The organism is Streptomyces gelaticus (assembly GCF_014649535.1).
Classification (GTDB): domain Bacteria; phylum Actinomycetota; class Actinomycetes; order Streptomycetales; family Streptomycetaceae; genus Streptomyces; species Streptomyces gelaticus.
Map to the genome: position 1 here is coordinate 127310 of NZ_BMTF01000005.1, position 17403 is coordinate 144712.

General features: G+C 69.5%; 20 protein-coding genes. 13 read left to right on the forward strand and 7 right to left on the reverse strand.

What is annotated here, in order from left to right:
• Positions 1-195 precede the first annotated feature (195 nt).
• Genes pdhA through IE107_RS09435 form a run of 3 tightly spaced genes read left to right on the forward strand, consistent with a single transcriptional unit; the run spans position 196 to position 3831 of the window.
• Positions 196-1425 carry a pyruvate dehydrogenase (acetyl-transferring) E1 component subunit alpha gene (gene pdhA / locus IE107_RS09425; RefSeq protein ID WP_189543112.1) on the forward strand — a complete coding sequence of 410 codons (1230 nt, stop codon included), beginning with the start codon at positions 196-198 and terminating at the stop codon, positions 1423-1425.
• 2 nt (positions 1426-1427) lie between these two features.
• Positions 1428-2408: an alpha-ketoacid dehydrogenase subunit beta gene (locus IE107_RS09430; RefSeq protein ID WP_189543114.1), complete on the forward strand. Its 981-nt coding sequence runs from the start codon at positions 1428-1430 to the stop codon at positions 2406-2408.
• A 10-nt stretch (positions 2409-2418) separates the two neighbouring features.
• On the forward strand, positions 2419-3831 hold the full coding sequence (locus tag IE107_RS09435) for a dihydrolipoamide acetyltransferase family protein (RefSeq protein WP_189543116.1): 1413 nt from the start codon (positions 2419-2421) through the stop codon (positions 3829-3831).
• On the opposite strand, the gene IE107_RS09440 is transcribed toward IE107_RS09435, so the two are convergent.
• Positions 3818-4324 (reverse strand): ATP-binding protein, encoded by a 507-nt coding sequence (locus tag IE107_RS09440; RefSeq protein WP_189543118.1) that lies wholly within the window; start codon positions 4322-4324, stop codon positions 3818-3820. The two genes, IE107_RS09435 and IE107_RS09440, sit on opposite strands and share 14 nt — an antisense overlap.
• Before the next feature lie 281 nt (positions 4325-4605).
• Here IE107_RS09440 and IE107_RS09445 point away from each other — a divergent pair, with 281 nt between their 5' ends.
• The 6 genes from IE107_RS09445 (at position 4606) to IE107_RS09470 (ending at position 7385) form a co-directional block, all read left to right on the forward strand.
• Positions 4606-5445 carry a helix-turn-helix domain-containing protein gene (locus IE107_RS09445; RefSeq protein WP_268246581.1) on the forward strand — a complete coding sequence of 280 codons (840 nt, stop codon included), beginning with the start codon at positions 4606-4608 and terminating at the stop codon, positions 5443-5445.
• A gap of 5 nt (positions 5446-5450) precedes the next feature.
• Positions 5451-5639 (forward strand): DUF397 domain-containing protein, encoded by a 189-nt coding sequence (locus IE107_RS09450; protein ID WP_189543122.1) that lies wholly within the window; start codon positions 5451-5453, stop codon positions 5637-5639.
• A gap of 81 nt (positions 5640-5720) precedes the next feature.
• Positions 5721-5903, forward strand: a complete 183-nt coding sequence (locus IE107_RS09455; RefSeq protein ID WP_189543124.1) for a DUF397 domain-containing protein — start codon at positions 5721-5723, stop codon at positions 5901-5903.
• A gap of 128 nt (positions 5904-6031) precedes the next feature.
• Positions 6032-6619, forward strand: coding sequence for a dihydrofolate reductase family protein (locus tag IE107_RS09460; protein ID WP_189543126.1), 588 nt, complete (start codon positions 6032-6034; stop codon positions 6617-6619).
• 92 nt (positions 6620-6711) lie between these two features.
• On the forward strand, positions 6712-7101 hold the full coding sequence (locus tag IE107_RS09465; RefSeq protein ID WP_189543128.1) for a VOC family protein: 390 nt from the start codon (positions 6712-6714) through the stop codon (positions 7099-7101).
• Positions 7102-7139: 38 nt separating this feature from the next.
• The gene (locus IE107_RS09470; protein WP_229866789.1) at positions 7140-7385 is read left to right on the forward strand and encodes a DUF397 domain-containing protein; all 246 of its coding nucleotides are present in this window, start codon (positions 7140-7142) and stop codon (positions 7383-7385) included.
• Here the strand turns inward: IE107_RS09470 and IE107_RS09475 are convergent.
• From IE107_RS09475 to IE107_RS09490, 4 genes are all read right to left on the reverse strand, one after another.
• Positions 7315-8172 carry a phosphatase PAP2 family protein gene (locus IE107_RS09475; RefSeq protein WP_229866790.1) on the reverse strand — a complete coding sequence of 286 codons (858 nt, stop codon included), beginning with the start codon at positions 8170-8172 and terminating at the stop codon, positions 7315-7317. The two genes, IE107_RS09470 and IE107_RS09475, sit on opposite strands and share 71 nt — an antisense overlap.
• Positions 8173-8330: 158 nt before the next feature.
• Positions 8331-9290, reverse strand: a complete 960-nt coding sequence (locus IE107_RS09480; protein WP_189543132.1) for a hypothetical protein — start codon at positions 9288-9290, stop codon at positions 8331-8333.
• The gene (locus IE107_RS09485; RefSeq protein WP_189543134.1) at positions 9287-9628 is read right to left on the reverse strand and encodes a PadR family transcriptional regulator; all 342 of its coding nucleotides are present in this window, start codon (positions 9626-9628) and stop codon (positions 9287-9289) included. The genes IE107_RS09480 and IE107_RS09485 overlap by 4 nt, the downstream gene beginning before the upstream one ends.
• Before the next feature lie 183 nt (positions 9629-9811).
• Positions 9812-10711, reverse strand: a complete 900-nt coding sequence (locus IE107_RS09490) for a D-alanyl-D-alanine carboxypeptidase family protein (protein ID WP_189543136.1) — start codon at positions 10709-10711, stop codon at positions 9812-9814.
• Positions 10712-10963: 252 nt separating this feature from the next.
• On the opposite strand from IE107_RS09490, the gene IE107_RS09495 reads away from it, so the two are divergent.
• Positions 10964-11683 carry a GntR family transcriptional regulator gene (locus IE107_RS09495; protein ID WP_229866791.1) on the forward strand — a complete coding sequence of 240 codons (720 nt, stop codon included), beginning with the start codon at positions 10964-10966 and terminating at the stop codon, positions 11681-11683.
• The gene (locus IE107_RS09500; protein WP_189543139.1) at positions 11680-12990 is read left to right on the forward strand and encodes an MFS transporter; all 1311 of its coding nucleotides are present in this window, start codon (positions 11680-11682) and stop codon (positions 12988-12990) included. Before IE107_RS09495 ends, IE107_RS09500 begins: the two co-directional genes overlap by 4 nt.
• An 82-nt stretch (positions 12991-13072) precedes the next feature.
• On the opposite strand, the gene IE107_RS09505 is transcribed toward IE107_RS09500, so the two are convergent.
• Positions 13073-13897 (reverse strand): maleylpyruvate isomerase family mycothiol-dependent enzyme, encoded by an 825-nt coding sequence (locus tag IE107_RS09505; RefSeq protein ID WP_189543141.1) that lies wholly within the window; start codon positions 13895-13897, stop codon positions 13073-13075.
• A 171-nt stretch (positions 13898-14068) separates the two neighbouring features.
• On the opposite strand from IE107_RS09505, the gene IE107_RS09510 reads away from it, so the two are divergent.
• Positions 14069-14863: a carbon-nitrogen family hydrolase gene (locus tag IE107_RS09510; RefSeq protein WP_189543143.1), complete on the forward strand. Its 795-nt coding sequence runs from the start codon at positions 14069-14071 to the stop codon at positions 14861-14863.
• A gap of 67 nt (positions 14864-14930) precedes the next feature.
• On the opposite strand, the gene IE107_RS09515 is transcribed toward IE107_RS09510, so the two are convergent.
• Positions 14931-15422: an LURP-one-related/scramblase family protein gene (locus tag IE107_RS09515; protein ID WP_189543145.1), complete on the reverse strand. Its 492-nt coding sequence runs from the start codon at positions 15420-15422 to the stop codon at positions 14931-14933.
• 64 nt (positions 15423-15486) lie between these two features.
• Here IE107_RS09515 and IE107_RS09520 point away from each other — a divergent pair, with 64 nt between their 5' ends.
• Positions 15487-17313, forward strand: a complete 1827-nt coding sequence (locus tag IE107_RS09520; RefSeq protein WP_189543147.1) for an NHL domain-containing thioredoxin family protein — start codon at positions 15487-15489, stop codon at positions 17311-17313.
• Positions 17314-17403 lie beyond the last annotated feature (90 nt).

A 17403-nucleotide genomic window follows, 5' to 3' on the forward strand; every position in this document is an offset into this window, starting at 1 on the left:
AATCGCAGGTCAGATGGGGTTTCGCAGTTATGCGGCGTACTGGGTAACGTGCTTTTGGCAGGGCGCTCGCCGGGGCACCTGTCACGCCTGTTCCCGGACCGAGCGGCACCCACCCCGTGCACGGGTACGGACACAGGCGAGCCGCACTGGCTTCCCGGCAGACCCCGGGGGCCGGACCGACGGAGGAGCACGCACGTGACCGTGGAGAGCACTGCCGCGAGCAAACCGCGACGCAGCAGTAAGCGGACCAGCGCCGTGAAAACGCCCGCTAAGACGCCCGCGAAGACGCCCGCGAAGACGTCCGCCAAGACGCCCGCCAGGACGTCCGCGAAGACGCCACAGAGTTCCGGGCCCGAGCTCGTACAGCTGCTGACGCCCGAGGGCGAGCGCGTGGAGCACCCGGACTACTCGATCGACCTGACCGCGGACGAGCTGCGCGGTCTGTACCGGGACATGGTCCTGACCCGCCGCTTCGACGCCGAGGCCACCGCCCTCCAGCGCCAGGGCGAGCTGGGCCTGTGGGCGTCGCTGCTCGGTCAGGAGGCGGCCCAGATCGGCTCCGGCCGGGCGCTGCACGACGACGACTACGTCTTCCCGACCTACCGGGAGCACGGCGTCGCCTGGTGCCGGGGGGTGGATCCGACCAATCTGCTCGGGATGTTCCGCGGCGTGAACCACGGTGGTTGGGACCCGAACAGCAACAACTTCCACCTGTACACGATCGTCATCGGCTCGCAGACCCTGCACGCCACCGGCTACGCCATGGGCGTCGCCAAGGACGGTGCGGACTCGGCCGTGATCGCGTACTTCGGCGACGGCGCCTCCAGCCAGGGAGACGTCGCCGAGTCCTTCACCTTCTCCGCGGTCTACAACGCCCCGGTCGTCTTCTTCTGTCAGAACAACCAGTGGGCGATCTCCGAGCCGACCGAGAAGCAGACCCGCGTCCCGCTCTACCAGCGCGCGCAGGGCTTCGGCTTCCCCGGTGTCCGGGTCGACGGCAACGACGTACTCGCCTGCCTGGCCGTCACCAGGTCGGCGCTGGAGCGGGCCCGCCGGGGTGAGGGGCCCACCCTCGTCGAGGCGTTCACCTACCGGATGGGCGCGCACACCACCTCCGACGACCCGACGAAGTACCGGGCGGACGAGGAGCGGGCCTCCTGGGAGGCCAAGGACCCGATCCTGCGGCTGCGCACGTACCTGGAGAAGGCGGGCGCCGCGGACGAGGCGTTCTTCACCGCGCTGGACGAGGAGAGCGAGGCCCTCGGCAAGCGGGTGCGCGAGGCGGTACGGGCGATGCCCGACCCGGACCCGATGGCGGTCTTCGACCACGTCTACGCCGACGGCAATCCGCTCGTCGACGAGGAGCGCGCCCAGTTCGCCGCCTACCAGGCATCGTTCGCAGACTCTGCCGAGGAGGGCAAGTAGCCGTGGCCATGCAGAAGATGTCCATTGCGAAGGCTCTCAACGAGTCACTGCGCAAGGCTCTCGAAACCGACCCCAAGGTCCTCGTCATGGGCGAGGACGTCGGCAAGCTCGGCGGGGTCTTCCGGATCACCGACGGGCTCCAGAAGGACTTCGGCGAGGACCGGGTGATCGACACCCCGCTCGCCGAGTCCGGCATCGTCGGCACGGCGATCGGCCTGGCCCTGCGCGGCTACCGGCCGGTCGTGGAGATCCAGTTCGACGGTTTCGTCTTCCCCGCGTACGACCAGATCGTCACGCAGCTCGCCAAGATGCACGCCCGCGCGCTCGGCAAGATCAAGCTGCCGGTCGTCGTGCGGATCCCCTACGGCGGCGGCATCGGTGCCGTCGAGCACCACAGCGAGTCGCCCGAGGCCCTGTTCGCGCACGTCGCGGGCCTCAAGGTGGTCTCGCCGTCGAACGCCGCCGACGCCTACTGGATGATGCAGCAGGCCGTCCAGAGCGACGACCCGGTCATCTTCTTCGAGCCGAAGCGCCGCTACTGGGACAAGGGCGAGGTCGAGACCGACACCATCCCCGGCCCGCTGCACCGGGCCTCGGTGGCCCGCACCGGCACCGACCTCACGCTCGTCGCGTACGGCCCGATGGTGAAGGTCTGTCTGGAGGCGGCCGCGGCCGCCGAGGAGGAGGGGAAGTCGATCGAGGTCCTGGACCTGCGCTCGATGTCCCCGATCGACTTCGACGCCGTCCAGACCTCGGTCGAGAAGACCGGCCGGCTCGTCGTGGTCCACGAGGCGCCGGTGTTCTACGGCTCCGGGGCCGAGATCGCCGCCCGGATCACCGAGCGCTGCTTCTACCACCTGGAAGCACCGGTGCTGAGGGTCGGCGGCTACCACGCCCCGTACCCGCCGGCGCGTCTTGAGGACGAGTACCTGCCGGGTCTCGACCGTGTGCTCGACGCCGTCGACCGCTCGCTGGCGTACTGAGGACTGGGACGTGACAACGATGACCGACACTTCCAACGCTGCTCGCTTCCGTGAGTTCAAGATGCCCGACGTGGGCGAGGGACTCACCGAGGCCGAGATCCTCAAGTGGTACGTCCAGCCCGGCGACACCGTCACCGACGGCCAGGTCGTCTGCGAGGTCGAGACGGCGAAGGCAGCCGTGGAGCTGCCGATCCCGTTCGACGGGGTGGTGCACGAGCTGCGCTTCCCCGAGGGCACGACCGTCGACGTCGGCCAGGTGATCATCGCGGTGGACGTGGCCCCGGGCAGCGGTGACGCGGCCCCGGCGCCGGCCGCCGCGCCGGTCGCGGAACCGGAGCCGTCGGAGCCGGAGGCTCCCAAGGGCCGTCAGCCCGTCCTGGTGGGCTACGGCGTCTCCGAGAGCTCGACCAAGCGGCGGGCCCGCAAGGGTGCGGCCGCTTCCGTACCGGCTGCCGCGGCGGCGATCCAGGTCGAGATGAACGGCCACGGCGCCGTGGTCCCGGAGAGCCGCCCGCTGGCCAAGCCGCCGGTGCGCAAGCTGGCCAAGGACCTGGGCATCGACCTGGCGACGGTCGTCCCGACCGGCGAGGGCGGGATCATCACCCGCGAGGACGTGCACGCGGCGGCCACGCCCGTACCGGCACAGGCCCCGGCGCCCGTCGCCGCCGCGGTGGCGGCCGAGGTCGAGGCCCCGGCTCCGGCCGTCGTCGCTCCGGCGGGCGCGCGGGAGACCCGTATCCCGGTCAAGGGCGTACGGAAGGCCATCGCCCAGGCGATGGTCGGCAGCGCCTTCACGGCCCCGCATGTCACCGAGTTCGTCACCGTCGACGTGACGCGCACGATGAAGCTGGTGGCGGAGCTCAAGGAGGACAAGGACATGGCGGGGGTGCGGGTCAACCCGCTCCTGATCATCGCCAAGGCCCTCCTGGTCGCGATCAAGCGGAACCCGGAGGTCAACGCCGCCTGGGACGAGGCCAACCAGGAGATCGTCCAGAAGCACTATGTGAACCTGGGCATCGCCGCCGCCACCCCGCGCGGCCTGATCGTGCCGAACATCAAGGACGCGCACGACAAGACCCTGCCCCAGCTCGCCGCCGCACTGGGCGAGTTGGTCTCCACGGCGCGGGACGGCAAGACCTCCCCGGCCGCGATGGCGGGCGGCACGGTGACGATCACCAACGTCGGTGTCTTCGGCGTCGACACGGGCACGCCGATCCTGAACCCGGGCGAGTCCGCGATCCTCGCGGTCGGTGCGATCAAGCTCCAGCCGTGGGTCCACAAGGGCAAGGTGAAGCCCCGTCAGGTCACCACGCTGGCCCTGTCGTTCGACCACCGCCTGGTCGACGGCGAGCTCGGCTCCAAGGTCCTGGCGGACGTCGCCGCGATCCTGGAGCAGCCGAAGCGGCTGATCACCTGGGCGTAGCTTTGCCAGATGGGCCCGCGCGAACTTCGTGCGGGCCCATCGGCATGTCCGGCCCACGCCGCACGGCGAGTTCGGCGAACACGGTCTTGCCGACGGTGCGCGGCTCGACGCCCCACCGGTCCGCGAGCCGCGCGACGATCAGGAGCCCGCGGCCGTAGCACTCGTCGGCCGCCGCCTCGCGCGGACCGGGCAGCCGCTCGCCGCGTGCGTCGCTCACGGCGATGCGGAGCCTGGTCGCGGTGAGGGTGAGGTGGACGCGGAAGAGACGGCCCCGGATGACGCCGTGCAGTAACGCGTTGGTCGCCAACTCGCTGACCAGCAACGCCGCGTCGCCGGCCAGGTTCGGGTGGCCCCACTGGAGGACGAGCCGGGCGGCACGACGGCGGCACAGGGAGATGTTGTGCGCGGTGGGGGTGTTGTCGAGCCGGTCCTCGTGGAGGACGACGGGTTCGAGTTCGGGTGTGGGGTCGGGGCCCTGTTCGGCTGCGGTCATGGACGCGAGCTCCTCGGGTGCGGGCGGTGGCGATGCCGCGCCGCGGGGCGCCGGTTCCAGGCGCGGGGCAGGGCGGTGCACTTCCGCCGGATTCGGCTCCGCTGCGCGAGCGGTGGAGCACTGACGGTAGCGGTGTGATTGCGGGTGCAGCAACAAGTTCGGGCAGAAATTTCTCTGCCCTAGTTGGTGTTCGAGAGGAATCAGTCCCAGACTTGGGCCATTCGGCGGAGGGATGCGACGTGGCAGGTAACAGCCCTGATCGGGGCCGGACAGTTTCGACTGTGCTCGGGCGCCGTCTCGGCGGAGAGTTGCTGCGCATGCGTGAGGCGCGCTCCCTGCGGCAAGCGCACGCGGCGGAGGCGCTGACAGCGTCGGTCGCCAAGGTTGCGAAGATCGAGCGGGGCCTCGTGCCGATACGGGATCCTGACGTCAGGGCCCTGTGCCACCTGTACGGCGAGGCTGACGCCGAGGTCGTCGACAGGTTGCTGGCTCTCGCCAAGACCGACCGAGAACGTCGCAAGGCGAGCGGTTGGTGGAATCAGTACCCGGGACTTCAGTCCATGGTCGAGTACGTGGCTCTGGAAGACATCGCCACCGGTCTCCGCACCTGGCAAGTCGCCATCGTGCCCGGACTGCTGCAGACCCCGGACTACGCCAGAGCGCTCGCCGTGGGAAATGGGTCCTGGGACGACCTCGATGAGATCGAACCCTTTGTCGAGGCCAGGATGACGCGGCAGGCGCGGTTGAGCGGCGACCGACCGCTTGAGCTGCGGGCGGTGGTGCACGAAGGTGCTCTGCGTCAGTTGGTGGGCGGACGCGAGGTGATGAAGGACCAGCTCGGCAGGCTGCTGGACGTGGCTCGGCAGCCGAACGTGAAGCTCCAGGTGATGCCGTACATTGCGGGTGCTCACCCCGGCATGACAAGCGCCTTCACCATCGTGTCCTTTGCTGAGCCGGGAGCGCTCGACGTGGTCCACATGGATACGACGTCGACCACTCTCTGGCTGGAGAGCGATACTGATGCCGAGCGTCACAGCAGCCTTTTCGACCGCATCTCGCGCCTGGGGCTTGCGCAACACACCTCGGTAAAACTCATCAACAACATCCTCAGGGAGCTGTAGACCGCGTGCCCGGGTACAAGTTCGTCAAGTCCAGCTACAGCGGTGGCAACGCGGGCCAGGAGTGCGTCGAAGTGGCCCGCAACATCCCCCGCTCCGTGGCTGTTCGCGACTCCAAGTGGCCCGACGGGCCGCTCCTCGTCCTCGCTCCAGCCGCGTGGGACACCTTCATGGCGGGCCTGCGTCGGCAGCCGTAGGAATGGCAACGGGCTGTCGCGGACAAGCTGTTGCTGTCCCACTCGATGCAACTCATCCAAAGCAGTGCAGGAGATGACCGAGTGACCGAGTTCCGCTTCAGGAAGTCCAGCTACAGCGCGACGTCCAGCGAGTGCGTCGAAGTGGCCCGCAACATCCCCCGCACCGTCGCCGTCCGCGACTCCAAGCGGCCCGACGGCCCCGTCGTCCTCCTCGGCCCCGCCGCCTGGGATGACTTCCGGGCCGGGCTGGTCCGGGCGGACTGACCTGGCTCGTTCACCTGCGCGACCGCGCGCACGAGCAGCGGGCCGAAAGGGCTCGTTTCTCGGACAGCGATGAGTTCCGTTCCTTCGGCGAGTCGAGACCAGGAAGACCGACAGCGGGAGGATCGACCATGCCGAAGAAGCGACGTGTCGTCGCGTGGGTCACCATGACCATGGACGGCTACACCAGCGGCCCCGAGGGTCCCGCGCACGACAGTTGGCTCTACGAGCACGTGAAGCGCGAAGCCTCCGCCGCCTACTTCGAGGCCATCTGGCGCGGTGCGAGCACCGTGCTGATGGGCCGTACGAACTACGAGGGCTTCTACTCCGTCTGGCCGGCCATCACCCGGGACCCGGCCACCGACCCCCGCTACCAGGACCTGGGCCAGTTCCTGGACACCGTGGAGAAGGTGGTCGTATCCCGCACTCTGGAGACCGCCGACTGGTCCAACTCCCGTATCGCCCGCGACCTGGAGGCAGAAGTCAAGGAACTCCGGGGCACTCCCGGCAGGGACATCCTCGTGGTCAACAGCGCGAGCGTCATCCAGGCGCTGCTGCGTGCCGACCTGGTCGACGACCTGCGCTTCGTGGTCGTCCCCACGCTGCTGGGCGGCGGTCTGCGCCTGTTCGAGGAGGGCATTCCCGCCTCGACATGGGCTCTGGCCCAGTCGACCGTGTTGCCGGACGGCGCGATCGGTCTGCACTACGAGCGCGCCTGACATGCACTCCCTGCGGAGAGTTCGCCGGCCGATCCGCTGGTCAACGTATTAATTATCAACGGGAATTGAGCCACGGAGGCTAGGGTAGCTCAATGGCATCGGTCAAGAAGTTCCAGGTCACCTTCGACTGCGCGGACACCGAGCGTGTCGCTCGTTTTTGGTGCGAGGTGTTGGGGTACGTCGTAACGCTGCCCTCCGAGGGAGAGGGATCTTGGGCTGTGTGCACCGATCCCACAGGTGAGGGCCCGCGCATGTATTTCCAGCAGGTTCCCGAGGGCAAGGTCGCCAAGAACAGGGTGCATCTCGACGTGCGGGTCGGTACCGGGCTCGTGGGTGCGGAGCGGCTGGCCGTGCTTGAGGCCGAACGCGATCGGCTGGTCGCGCTCGGGGCGGTGTGCGACAACGTGCTGTACGCCGATGAGGAGAACGAGTCGTGCATCAATATGCGGGACATCGAGGGCAACGAGTTCTGCCTCGACTGAGCACCCGCCGGACGGCGGGCCTGTCACTGGCTTCTGCCGTGCTGCGCCGGTGGCACGTCCTGGCTCTCGGACGAAGACGCAACACCCCACGCACGGTCGCCGTCCGGGACTCCAAGCGGAGCGACGGTCCCGTCGTCGTCCTTGGTCCCGCCGCCTGGAAGCCTTCCATGCCGGGCTGGTCCGGTCGTAGGGCCGACCGACCCGGTCCGGGGGCTAGCGCTGTGACTCCGCGGCCCTGCCCGGTACCAGCGATGGGGTGGGTGCGGGCCCCCGCGCTGTGGTGAACCAGAACAGGACCGCGCACAGGAAGGCCGCTGCCGCGAAGACCAGCGACTGTGTGACGGAGTCGTCCCGTACGCCGGCGAGGAGTGCGCCGGCCGCAGACAGGGTCAGGGCGATCGCCGGCAGCGCACGAGGGTGTCGCGTGGTGCCCGGTGCGTCGGCCGTCGGCAGCAGCCTGGTTGCGAGGCTGTAGCAGGCGCATGCCAGCAGGGTGGAGCCCAGTACGTCGCTGGGTCGGTGGTGGTAGGTGGCCTGGACGGCGCCGGCGGTGACGGTGAGCCACAGCATGCCGACCGTGGTGACGTAGGGGCGGATGCGGGGGGAAGCGACGAGGGTGGCGCCGAAGGCCAGCGCGGCGGGGATGGCCACGTGTCCACTGGGGAAGCTCGTCTCCAGGAGCGAGACATGCGCGTCCACCAGATCGGGGCGGGGCAGGATCATCCTGGCGACTTCCTTGCTCCCGAGCGTGACGATGACGATCCCGGCCGCCGCGCAGCCTTGCCACCAGCACCTCCGCACCACAGTGACGGCCGCGATGGCCGCGATGCCCACGAGCAGGGTGGGCATGGCGGTGTGCTCCAGGGGCGGCAGGGCCGACGACCGGTAGGCCGCCCCCGACCAGTCGTAGATCCATGCCGGGGTGGCGCCGTTGTCGTTGAACAGGGCGTTCTCCGCCCGTTGCCCGAACGGGGTGCAGACAGCGATCAGGTAGATCACCAGGAACCCCAGGAGGTACAGGGGAGCAGAAACCCGTAGCCGTACGGTCCGCACCGGGCCGGGTTCGCTCATGCCCGGGACCTGGCCCGGGCCCGGGTGCGTGGACGGGGTCGAGGGATCTTGCTGAGTCATCGTTCTTCTCTGTCTTCGTGCGGGAGCGGTGCGGTCACGCGCCGCTTCGGGCGCGAGGTCGGACGGCAGGTCCGGTCGGGCCCGCCGGGGACCTGCTCCTATTCGAGGAGCGCCCGGCTCTGCCGGCGCTGGGCGGCGATCACCAGGACCGGCAGGGGGGCGATGAGAAGGAGGAGGACGACCAGGTCCGGCAGGGACTGCATGAACCCGTTCGGCTGGAGGACGATCGCCTGCGTACGGATGAACGTGAACGCCACGACGGGGATCAGCCACCGGTAGTCGCCGGTCGCGGCCGTCGCCGCCCACGCGGCGATCAGCGCAGCGACTTCGAGGGTGAACAGGCCGCGTTGGAAGGCCGGGCTGATGGAGATGATGTGCAGGGACCCGGCCGTGAACATGGCGAGCACGACGGGGACCAGCCAGCGGTACGAGCGGCGCCGCAGCCTGGCTGGACGACAGGCCGCCAACACGGCGCACGCGGCGCACAGGGTCCCGGACAGCACCAGGTCATGGGCCGTTATCGGAGCGCCCAGCCCGTAGTAGCCCAGGCCCACCTTGCCCTCGTCGCCGAAGAGCGCAGTGGTGTTGAACGTGGCGCCGGCGTAGATCATCGCTGCTGCGGCCGGCAGGGCGATCCATGTCTTGCCGCGCAGCAGGGCGATCAAGCAGACCAGCGGAAGCAGCCCGTAGGGCAGGAGCCGTGTTCGCGTGCCGGAACCTTGCGCCCACGGGTACCAGCCGGAGAAGCGGAAGGCGATGGCATGCCGACCGGGATCGACGCGCAGTGCCCAGTGCCACACATCCTGCAGGTACGGCACCAGCGCCAGCGCAGCGAGGACGAGAGCGGTCAGATGGATGCCGTCCAGCCACCACGGCCGGGCCGTGTCGTCGACGACGGCACGGGCGCGGGCCTGCACCCCGGCACGCGCCACGGCGACGACCTCCCGCGGCGGGGGCCAGGAACGGCCGGGATACGCCTCGGACAGGCAGGCCAGCAACTCCTTTCCGTGCCGGGAGCGGTAGGGCTCGGGGTAGGCCGCGAGCAGCAGACGGTTCATGCCGGGGCCACCCCGGCATCGCGCGGGCGCCCGAGGACGACAGCCGCCGCCTGCCGCATCCGCAGCGCTTCCCGGCCGAGCGCCCGGGTGCCGTCCTCCGTGAGCCGGTAGTAGCGCCGCGCCCGCCCGTCCACGATCTCCTCGCCGCCGGCAATGATCAGCCCGGCCCGCTCCATCCGCTCCAGCGCGCCGTAGAGAGTGCCGACAGCGATCCGCAGCCGGCCATCGGTGGCCTGCTCGGCAGACTTGATGATGCCGTAGCCGTGCAACGGCCCATCCATGAGCGCAGCGAGGATGAAGTACTGCGGCTCCGTCAAGGACGGGTTCTGTCGTGTCATACGCCGAGCATATATCGAGCTTCGAAATATACTTGCCGGCCTTGGACGGTCAGCCTCGGCGCCTCCGCGCCGCGGCTGACGTCAGCCGCGTTGTCCGATGGGCCCAGAGGCGTGCGGCATACGGAAAGGGGCCCGGCGCACTCGGTGATGTGCGTCGGGCCCCTCGCTGCCGTGGCCGGGGGACTACTTCTTGAAGGAGTAGTCCATGATCTTCTTCATGTCCGCGGTGCGGTTGGCCGCGCTCGTGGAGGCGAGCACCGTGCCGATGACCGTCTTGCCGTTGCGGGTCGCGGCGAAGACCAGGCAGTACTTGGCGGTCGGGCCGGAGCCGGTCTTCACGCCGATGGCGCCGCTGTAGCTGCTGAGCATCGTGTTGGTGTTGGACCACGACATGTACCGGTAGCCGCCGGACTTCGTGGTGACCTTCTGCTTGGTCGACTTGGTCTTGACGACCGTGCGGAAGGTGGAGTGCTTCATCGCACTGCTGGCGATCTTCGTCAGGTCGCGCGGCGTCGAGTAGTTGGAGCCGTTCCCTATGCCGTCGAACGAGTCGAAGTGGGTGTTCTTCAGCCCGAGGGACTTGGCCTGGGCGTTCATCTTGCCGATGAACGACTTCACGCGGGCCGCGCGGGTGGTGCCGGAGCCGAACTTGTCGGCCAGCGCGTACGCGGCGTCGCAGCCGGACGGCAGCATCAGGCCGTACAGCAGCTGGCGGACGGTGACCTTGTCGCCCACGATGAGGCGGGCCGACGAGGCGCCCTTGGAGACGATGTAGTCGCTGTACGCCTTCTGGATCGTGACCTTGGAATCCAGGTTCAGGTTCTTCTGCGACAGCACCACCTTGGCGGTCATGATCTTGGTGGTGGAACCGGTGGAACGGCGGGTGTCCGCGGCCTTGGCGAACAGGGACTTCGCGGTGCCGTTGTTCATCACGTAACCGCCCTTGGCGGTGATCGTGGGGTTGGGCGGCGTAGCAGCCTGCGCGGTGGAGGCGAACACGCTGCCCGCGATGACAGCACCCGCCGTCAGGGCCACGGTGGCAGTGGCGGAAATGCGGTTTATGCCCTTAAAGCCGAGTTTCAACTTGAACGCTCCAAATGCCCCTGAAATGCGGCCACATGAGGGTGCCGCTCGCTGATGAGACTCATGAACGTGAGGGATGGATGTGCTGATTCCTGGGGCAATTTCGGGGCTACGGGTGATTCCGGCCATGATCGGCGGTGAAGCGGTGCGGGTCCGCCCGGGGGTGGCCGGAGTCCGTCCGGGGGCGGTGGGTGTCCGTCCGTATCGCGGACTGGTTTCGCCATGCACGCATCTTGTATCTATGCTGTGTACATGCCTGCCGCGCCCCCTGCCGTGAAGCCTGCCGCGAAGCCTGCCGTGAAATCGTCCCCGAAGTCGTCCGTGAAGTCCGGTGTGAAGCAGCCTCCCGCCGCCGAGCGCGTGTACGCCCACATCAAGGAGGCGGTCCTGGACCGCCGTTACGAGGGCGGCACGCTCCTGACCGAAGGCGATCTGGCGGAGGCCGTCGGCGTCTCTCGCACGCCCGTGCGCGAGGCGCTGCTGCGGCTGGAGGTCGAGGGGCTGATCAAGCTGTACCCGAAGAAGGGCGCCCTCGTTCTCGCCGTCTCCGCGCAGGAGATCGCGGATGTGGTGGAAACCCGCCTGCTGGTCGAGGAGTTCGCGGCCCGCAAGGCCGTGCCCGCCTCCGCGCAGCTGATCGGCCGGCTCGAAGAACTTCTGGAGGAGCAGCGGCAACTGGCCGAGGCCGGGGATCTGGCGGAGGTGTCCGTGAAGGACCGCTGCTTCCACGCCGAGATCGTGCGCAATGCGGGCAACGACATCCTCTCGCGCCTCTACGACCAGCTGCGCGACCGGCAGTTGCGGATGGGCGTCGCCGTGATGGAGGCGCACCCGGGGAGGATCGCCGCCAACATCACCGAGCACGGTGAGCTGCTGGAGGCGATCAGGGCCGGGGACGCGGACGGTGCCGCGCAGGTCGTGCGGCGCCATGTCGGCCGGGTCAAGGTGCTGGTCAGGGGTGAGGACCGGTGAGTTCTGCCGCCGCTCCCACCCTGTCCCTGCCCGGCGATCCACCCGGCGGCCGGCGTGCCGCCCGGGTCTGGGGCATCGGGGTCGCCGTCTACTTCGTCGCCATCATCTTCCGGACCAGCCTGGGCGTCGCCGGGCTGGACGCCGCCGACCGGTTCCACGTCGGCGCCTCCGCGCTCTCCACGTTCTCCATCCTTCAGCTGCTCGTCTACGCGGGCATGCAGATACCCGTCGGCCTGATGGTCGACCGGCTGGGCACCAAGAAGGTCCTCGCCCTCGGGACCGTGCTCTTCACCCTCGGGCAGCTCGGCTTCGCGCTCTCCCCCTCGTACGGCATGGCGCTGGCGTCCCGGGCGCTGCTCGGCTGCGGTGACGCGATGACGTTCATCAGCGTGCTGCGGCTCGGCGCCCGCTGGTTCCCGGCCCGGCGCGGCCCGCTGATCGGTCAGGTCGCGGCGCTCTTCGGGATGGCGGGCAACCTCGTCTCGACGCTCTTCATCGCAAGGGCGCTGCACGGATTCGGCTGGACCACCACATTCGTCGGCAGCTCCGTCGCCGGGGTCGTCGTCCTCGTCCTTCTGCTGCTCTTCCTGAAGGACCACCCGGAGGGCCATGAGCCGCCGCCCGCGGAGCACGCGGGTGCCGCCTACGTCCGCAAGCAGATCGCTGCGGCCTGGCGCGAGCCCGGCACCCGACTCGGTATGTGGGTGCACTTCACCACGCAGTTCCCGGCCATGGTGTTCCTGCTGCTGTGGGGGCTGCCGTTCCTGGTGGAGGCGCAGGGGCTCAGCCGGTCCACCGCCGGTGAGCTGCTCACCCTGGTGGTGCTCTCCAACATGGCCTTCGGACTGGTCTACGGACAGATCATCGCCCGCCACCACGCGGCCCGCGCCCCGCTGGTCCTCGGAACGGTCATGGTGACGGCGCTGCTCTGGGCGTCCGCGATCCTCTACCCGGGCGACCATGCGCCGATGTGGCTGCTGATCGTGCTGTGCGTGGTGCTCGGCGCCTGCGGCCCGGCCTCGATGATCGGCTTCGACTTCGCACGGCCGGCCAACCCGCCGGAGCGGCAGGGCACCGCGTCGGGCATCGTCAACATGGGCGGCTTCGTCGCCTCGATGACCACGCTGTTCGCCGTCGGTGTGCTGCTGGACGCCACCGGCGACAACTACCGGATCGCGTTCGCCTCGGTCTTCGTGCTGGAGGCGCTCGGCGTCGTGCAGATCCTGCGGCTGCACTCCAAGGCCACGCACCGCGAGCGGAACCACCATGTGGTCAGCCGCGTGGAGGCCGTGCACGTACCCGCGTGACTGCTCGTCCGCGCCGGATCGGCGGCGCGCCCGTCCCTCGTGTGACGGGCGCCGCCGATCATGACGTCACGGCGCTACGCCGTCACGGCGTCACGGCGAAGTTCTGCAGGATCGCCGTCGCCAGGTCCTGATCGCCCTCGACCTTGATCCGCTCGCCGACCGCAGCCGCGCGCACCCGCCCGCAGGCGAGGCGGAAGTACGTCTCCCAGTCCATCGCCAGCGTCACCGCGGGGCCGAGCGAGGGAGATCCGTCCACCGAACCACGGCCTTCCGCGTCGACCCTGACGGTGCGCAGGAACTCCAGCGGCCCGTGCACATCGAGCACGATCGCCGAACTGGCGGGCGCCCCGGCGTCCTTGGCGACCACCTTCGGCAGCGCCTCCAGCAGGGTGTCCCGCACGATCGTGGCGCCGGGGGAGTCAAGATTGCCGGGCTGCACCAGCGCCGTCCGCAGGTCCTGCTCATGCACCCAGACATCGAAGGCGCGCATCCGCAGTGCCAGTTCGAGGGTCTGCTCGGCGCCGAGCGGCGCCCGGACCATGGTCTCGGGATCACGCGTCTCGTTGCGCAGCTGACGTGCGCGGCGAATGATCATGTACTCGAGCTCGGAGGTCATCTCCGGTGCGGTGTGGTGGCGCCGCACATCGACCTGCATCTCCATGTAACGGGAGAAGTCGCTCTGCACGTGGTAGAGGTCGCGGGGCAGGGAGTGGATCGGACGCGGGTCGCCGAGCTGTTCGGACTCCATCCCGATGATGTGCGAGACGATGTCGCGCACCGACCAGGCGGGGCACGGCGTACGGCGGTTCCACTCTCCCTCGGCGAGCGGCTTCACCAGCTCGGCTATCGACTCGATGGAGTGGGTCCAGGCATCGGCGTAGGTCTGGAGGCTGGGATGGACGGTCACGGGACCCCTCGTGCGGTTCTGCGGTGCATGGGCTGGAGAAGCTGGGCGCGGGCGGCGGGCTGCGTGGGAGGTTCGTTCGCTAAGTTACGCTGCGAGCAGGCACCCCGGCAGTGCTTTCGTGTGACGATCGTAGGCCTGTGTTGACGGCTCGAATGCCAGGACGGTGGTAGTGTGCGCGCCTCCCTCATCCAGATTGCAGTAGACCCGGACGAATCCGTCAATGCCCGCAGGCAGCGTGCGGCTTCGCTGATCGCGGGCCGGCACGGAGCGGATCTGGTTGTCCTTCCCGAGCTGTGGCCCGTCGGCGCCTTCGCGTACGCCGACTTCGAGGACGAGGCCGAACCGCTCCAGGGGCCCACCCACGACACCATGGCGAAGGCCGCTGCCGACGCCGGGGTCTGGCTGCACGCGGGCTCCTTCGTCGAGCGGGCCGCCGACGGCACCCTCTACAACACCTCGCTCGTCTTCACGCCCGAGGGCGAGCGGGCCGCCGCGTACCGCAAGATCCACCGCTTCGGCTTCGACAAGGGCGAGGCGGTCATGATGGGCGCCGGCGAGGAACTGGTCACGGTCGCCCTGCCGCAGACCACCCTCGGCCTTGCCACCTGTTACGACCTGCGCTTCCCGGAAATGTTCCGCGGCCTGGTCGACGCGGGCGCCGACACGCTGATCGTCTCGGCGGGCTGGCCCGAGCGGCGCCGCGCCCACTGGACGCTGCTGGCGCAGGCCCGCGCGGTCGAGAACCAGTCGTACGTCCTGGCCGTCGGCACCGCGGGCACCCACGCCGGAGTCCAGCAGGCCGGGCACAGCATCGTGGTCGACCCGTGGGGCGAGGTGCTCGCGGAGGCGGGGGCGGACGAGGAGGTACTCGACGTGGAGTTCGACCCGGCGAGGGTGGCGGCGACCCGTGAGCAGTTCCCGGCCCTCAAGGACCGCCGTCTGGGACTGGCTCCGCCCAGGCTCTAGACCGACCGGGTTCCGGCGCGACCGGGCTCCGGTACGGCCGCCCCGTTTCACGTGAAACCGGGGCGGATCAGTCCTTGCGCTCCTTGTCCGCGAGCACGATGACACAGACCGAGACGGCGATGAGCAATGCCGCGTCGGCGTCCTCCCGTACGACGTCGATGCCGTAGGTGTCCCGGACGGTCAGCCGACGCCGGGAGATCTGGGCCAGCAGTTCCCCGTCGTACTCGATGGCGAACTCGCGGTCCAGGATCTTGCCGCTGACGTCCAGTTCGGTGCCGTCGATCAGCGTGACCCGGTAGTGGTTGCGCAGCAGCGACAGCCGTTTTCGCCTGACCTCGGCGAGCTGTTCGCCGTCGCGCTCGATGAGCATCGTGTCGCGCAGGCTGAGCAGCTTCTGCCGGATCTCGACCAGGAGCCGGCCCTGCGCGTCCTTCAGTTCGAAGGTGTCCCGCACCCGCATGGCCTTGCCGTCGACGAGGAACACCTTGCGGCCGTCCGCGTCCTCGATCCAGTAGTCGTCACCGACGGCGAAGAGTCGTTCACGCACCAGGAATCTCATGGCTCACAGGTTCCCCGAGGTCCCTTCGGAATGTGTGGATGCCACGGTGATGTTGACTGTTCACATGGCAACACGTGCGCGCGTCAGGGCCCCCGAGCTGGTCGGCAAGGGTGGCTGGCTCAATACAGGCGACCAGCAGTACACCCTCGCTGACCTGCGAGGACGCATTGTTGTTCTGGATTTTTGGACCTTCTGCTGTGTGAACTGTCTGCATGTCCTCGATGAGCTGCGCGAGCTGGAGGAGAAGCACCGCGACACCCTGGTGATCATCGGGGTGCACTCGCCGAAGTTCGTCCACGAGGCCGAGCACCAGGCCGTCGTCGACGCCGTCGAGCGGTACGAGGTCCACCACCCGGTCCTCGACGATCCGGAGCTGGCGACCTGGAAGCAGTACGCCGTACGGGCCTGGCCCACGCTCGTCGTCATCGACCCCGAGGGCTATGTCGTCGCCCAGCACGCCGGCGAGGGCCATGCGCACGCCATCGAGAAGCTGGTCGAGGAGCTGGAGGCGGAGCACACGGCGAAGGGCACGCTGCGCCGCGGCGACGGCCCCTATGTCGCGCCCGAACCGGTTGCCACGCATCTGCGCTTCCCGGGCAAGGCGCTGCTCCTGCCCGACGGGGGATTCCTCGTGTCCGACACCACCCGCCACCGCCTGGTCGAGATCGAGGCCGACGGAGAGACCGTGCGCCGTCACCTCGGTACCGGCGAGCGGGGGTTCGGCGACGGCGGGCCCGACGAGGCCCGGTTCTCCGAGCCGCAGGGGCTCGCCGTGCTGCCCGACGGCCGGATCGCGGTCGCCGACACGGTCAACCACGCCATCCGTGCCCTCGACCTCGACACCGGGGCGACGACGACGCTCGCCGGTACCGGCCGCCAGTGGTGGCAGGGCTCGCCGACCTCCGGACCGGCCCGCGAGGTCGATCTCTCCTCCCCCTGGGACGTCGCCTGGTTCGCCGGCCGGCTGTGGATCGCCATGGCGGGTGTGCACCAGCTGTGGACGTACGACCCCGCGACGGGGGCCGTCGAGGTCGCGGCGGGCACCACCAACGAGGGCCTGGTAGACGGGCCGGCCGCCGAGGCGTGGTTCGCCCAGCCGTCCGGGCTCGCCACCTCCGCCGACGGGGAGCGGCTCTGGGTCGCCGACTCGGAGACGTCGGCCCTGCGGTACGTCGAGCGCGACGGGGGTGGCTTCGTGGTCCGTACGGCCGTCGGCACCGGGCTCTTCGACTTCGGACACCGCGACGGCGCCGCCGGGCAGGCCCTGTTCCAGCACCCGTTGGGGGTGGCCGCGCTGCCCGACGGGTCCGTCGCCGTCTGCGACACGTACAACCACGCGCTGCGGCGCTACGACCCCGGGAGCGGTGAGGTCACCACCCTGGCCACGGATCTGCGCGAGCCCAGCGACGCCGTGCTCGTCGACGGTGATCTTGTCGTCGTCGAGTCCGCCCGGCACCGGCTGACCCGGCTGCGGCTGCCCGAGGAGGCCGTACGCGTCGCAGGCCGGGCGCACCGCACACAGCGCGCGGCCACCGAGATCGCCCCGGGCACGCTCCGGCTCGATGTGGTCTTCCAGGCGCCCGCCGGGCAGAAGCTGGACACCCGGTACGGTCCCTCGACCCGGCTGCTCGTCTCGGCGACCCCGCCGGAGCTGCTGGCCGAGGGCGCGGGGCCCGGCAGCGACCTCTTCCGCGAGCTGGTCCTCGCCGAGGGCGTCACCGAAGGCGTCCTGCATGTGTCGGCGATGGCGGCGTCCTGCGACGACGACCCCGCGAACGAGTACCCGGCCTGCCATGTCCACCAGCAGGACTGGGGCGTCCCCGTCCGCGTGAGCGCGGAGGGAACGGCCCGGCTGCCGCTGGTGCTGGCGGGAATGGACGAGCAGGCATAGGGCCCGTCTGTCGGATCATGGCTGGGGTCGCGCCCGGATTCGCCGGGCAGGCCCTCGGGCCCGAGCCCTTCCGGGCCCGCCCGGGAGGGC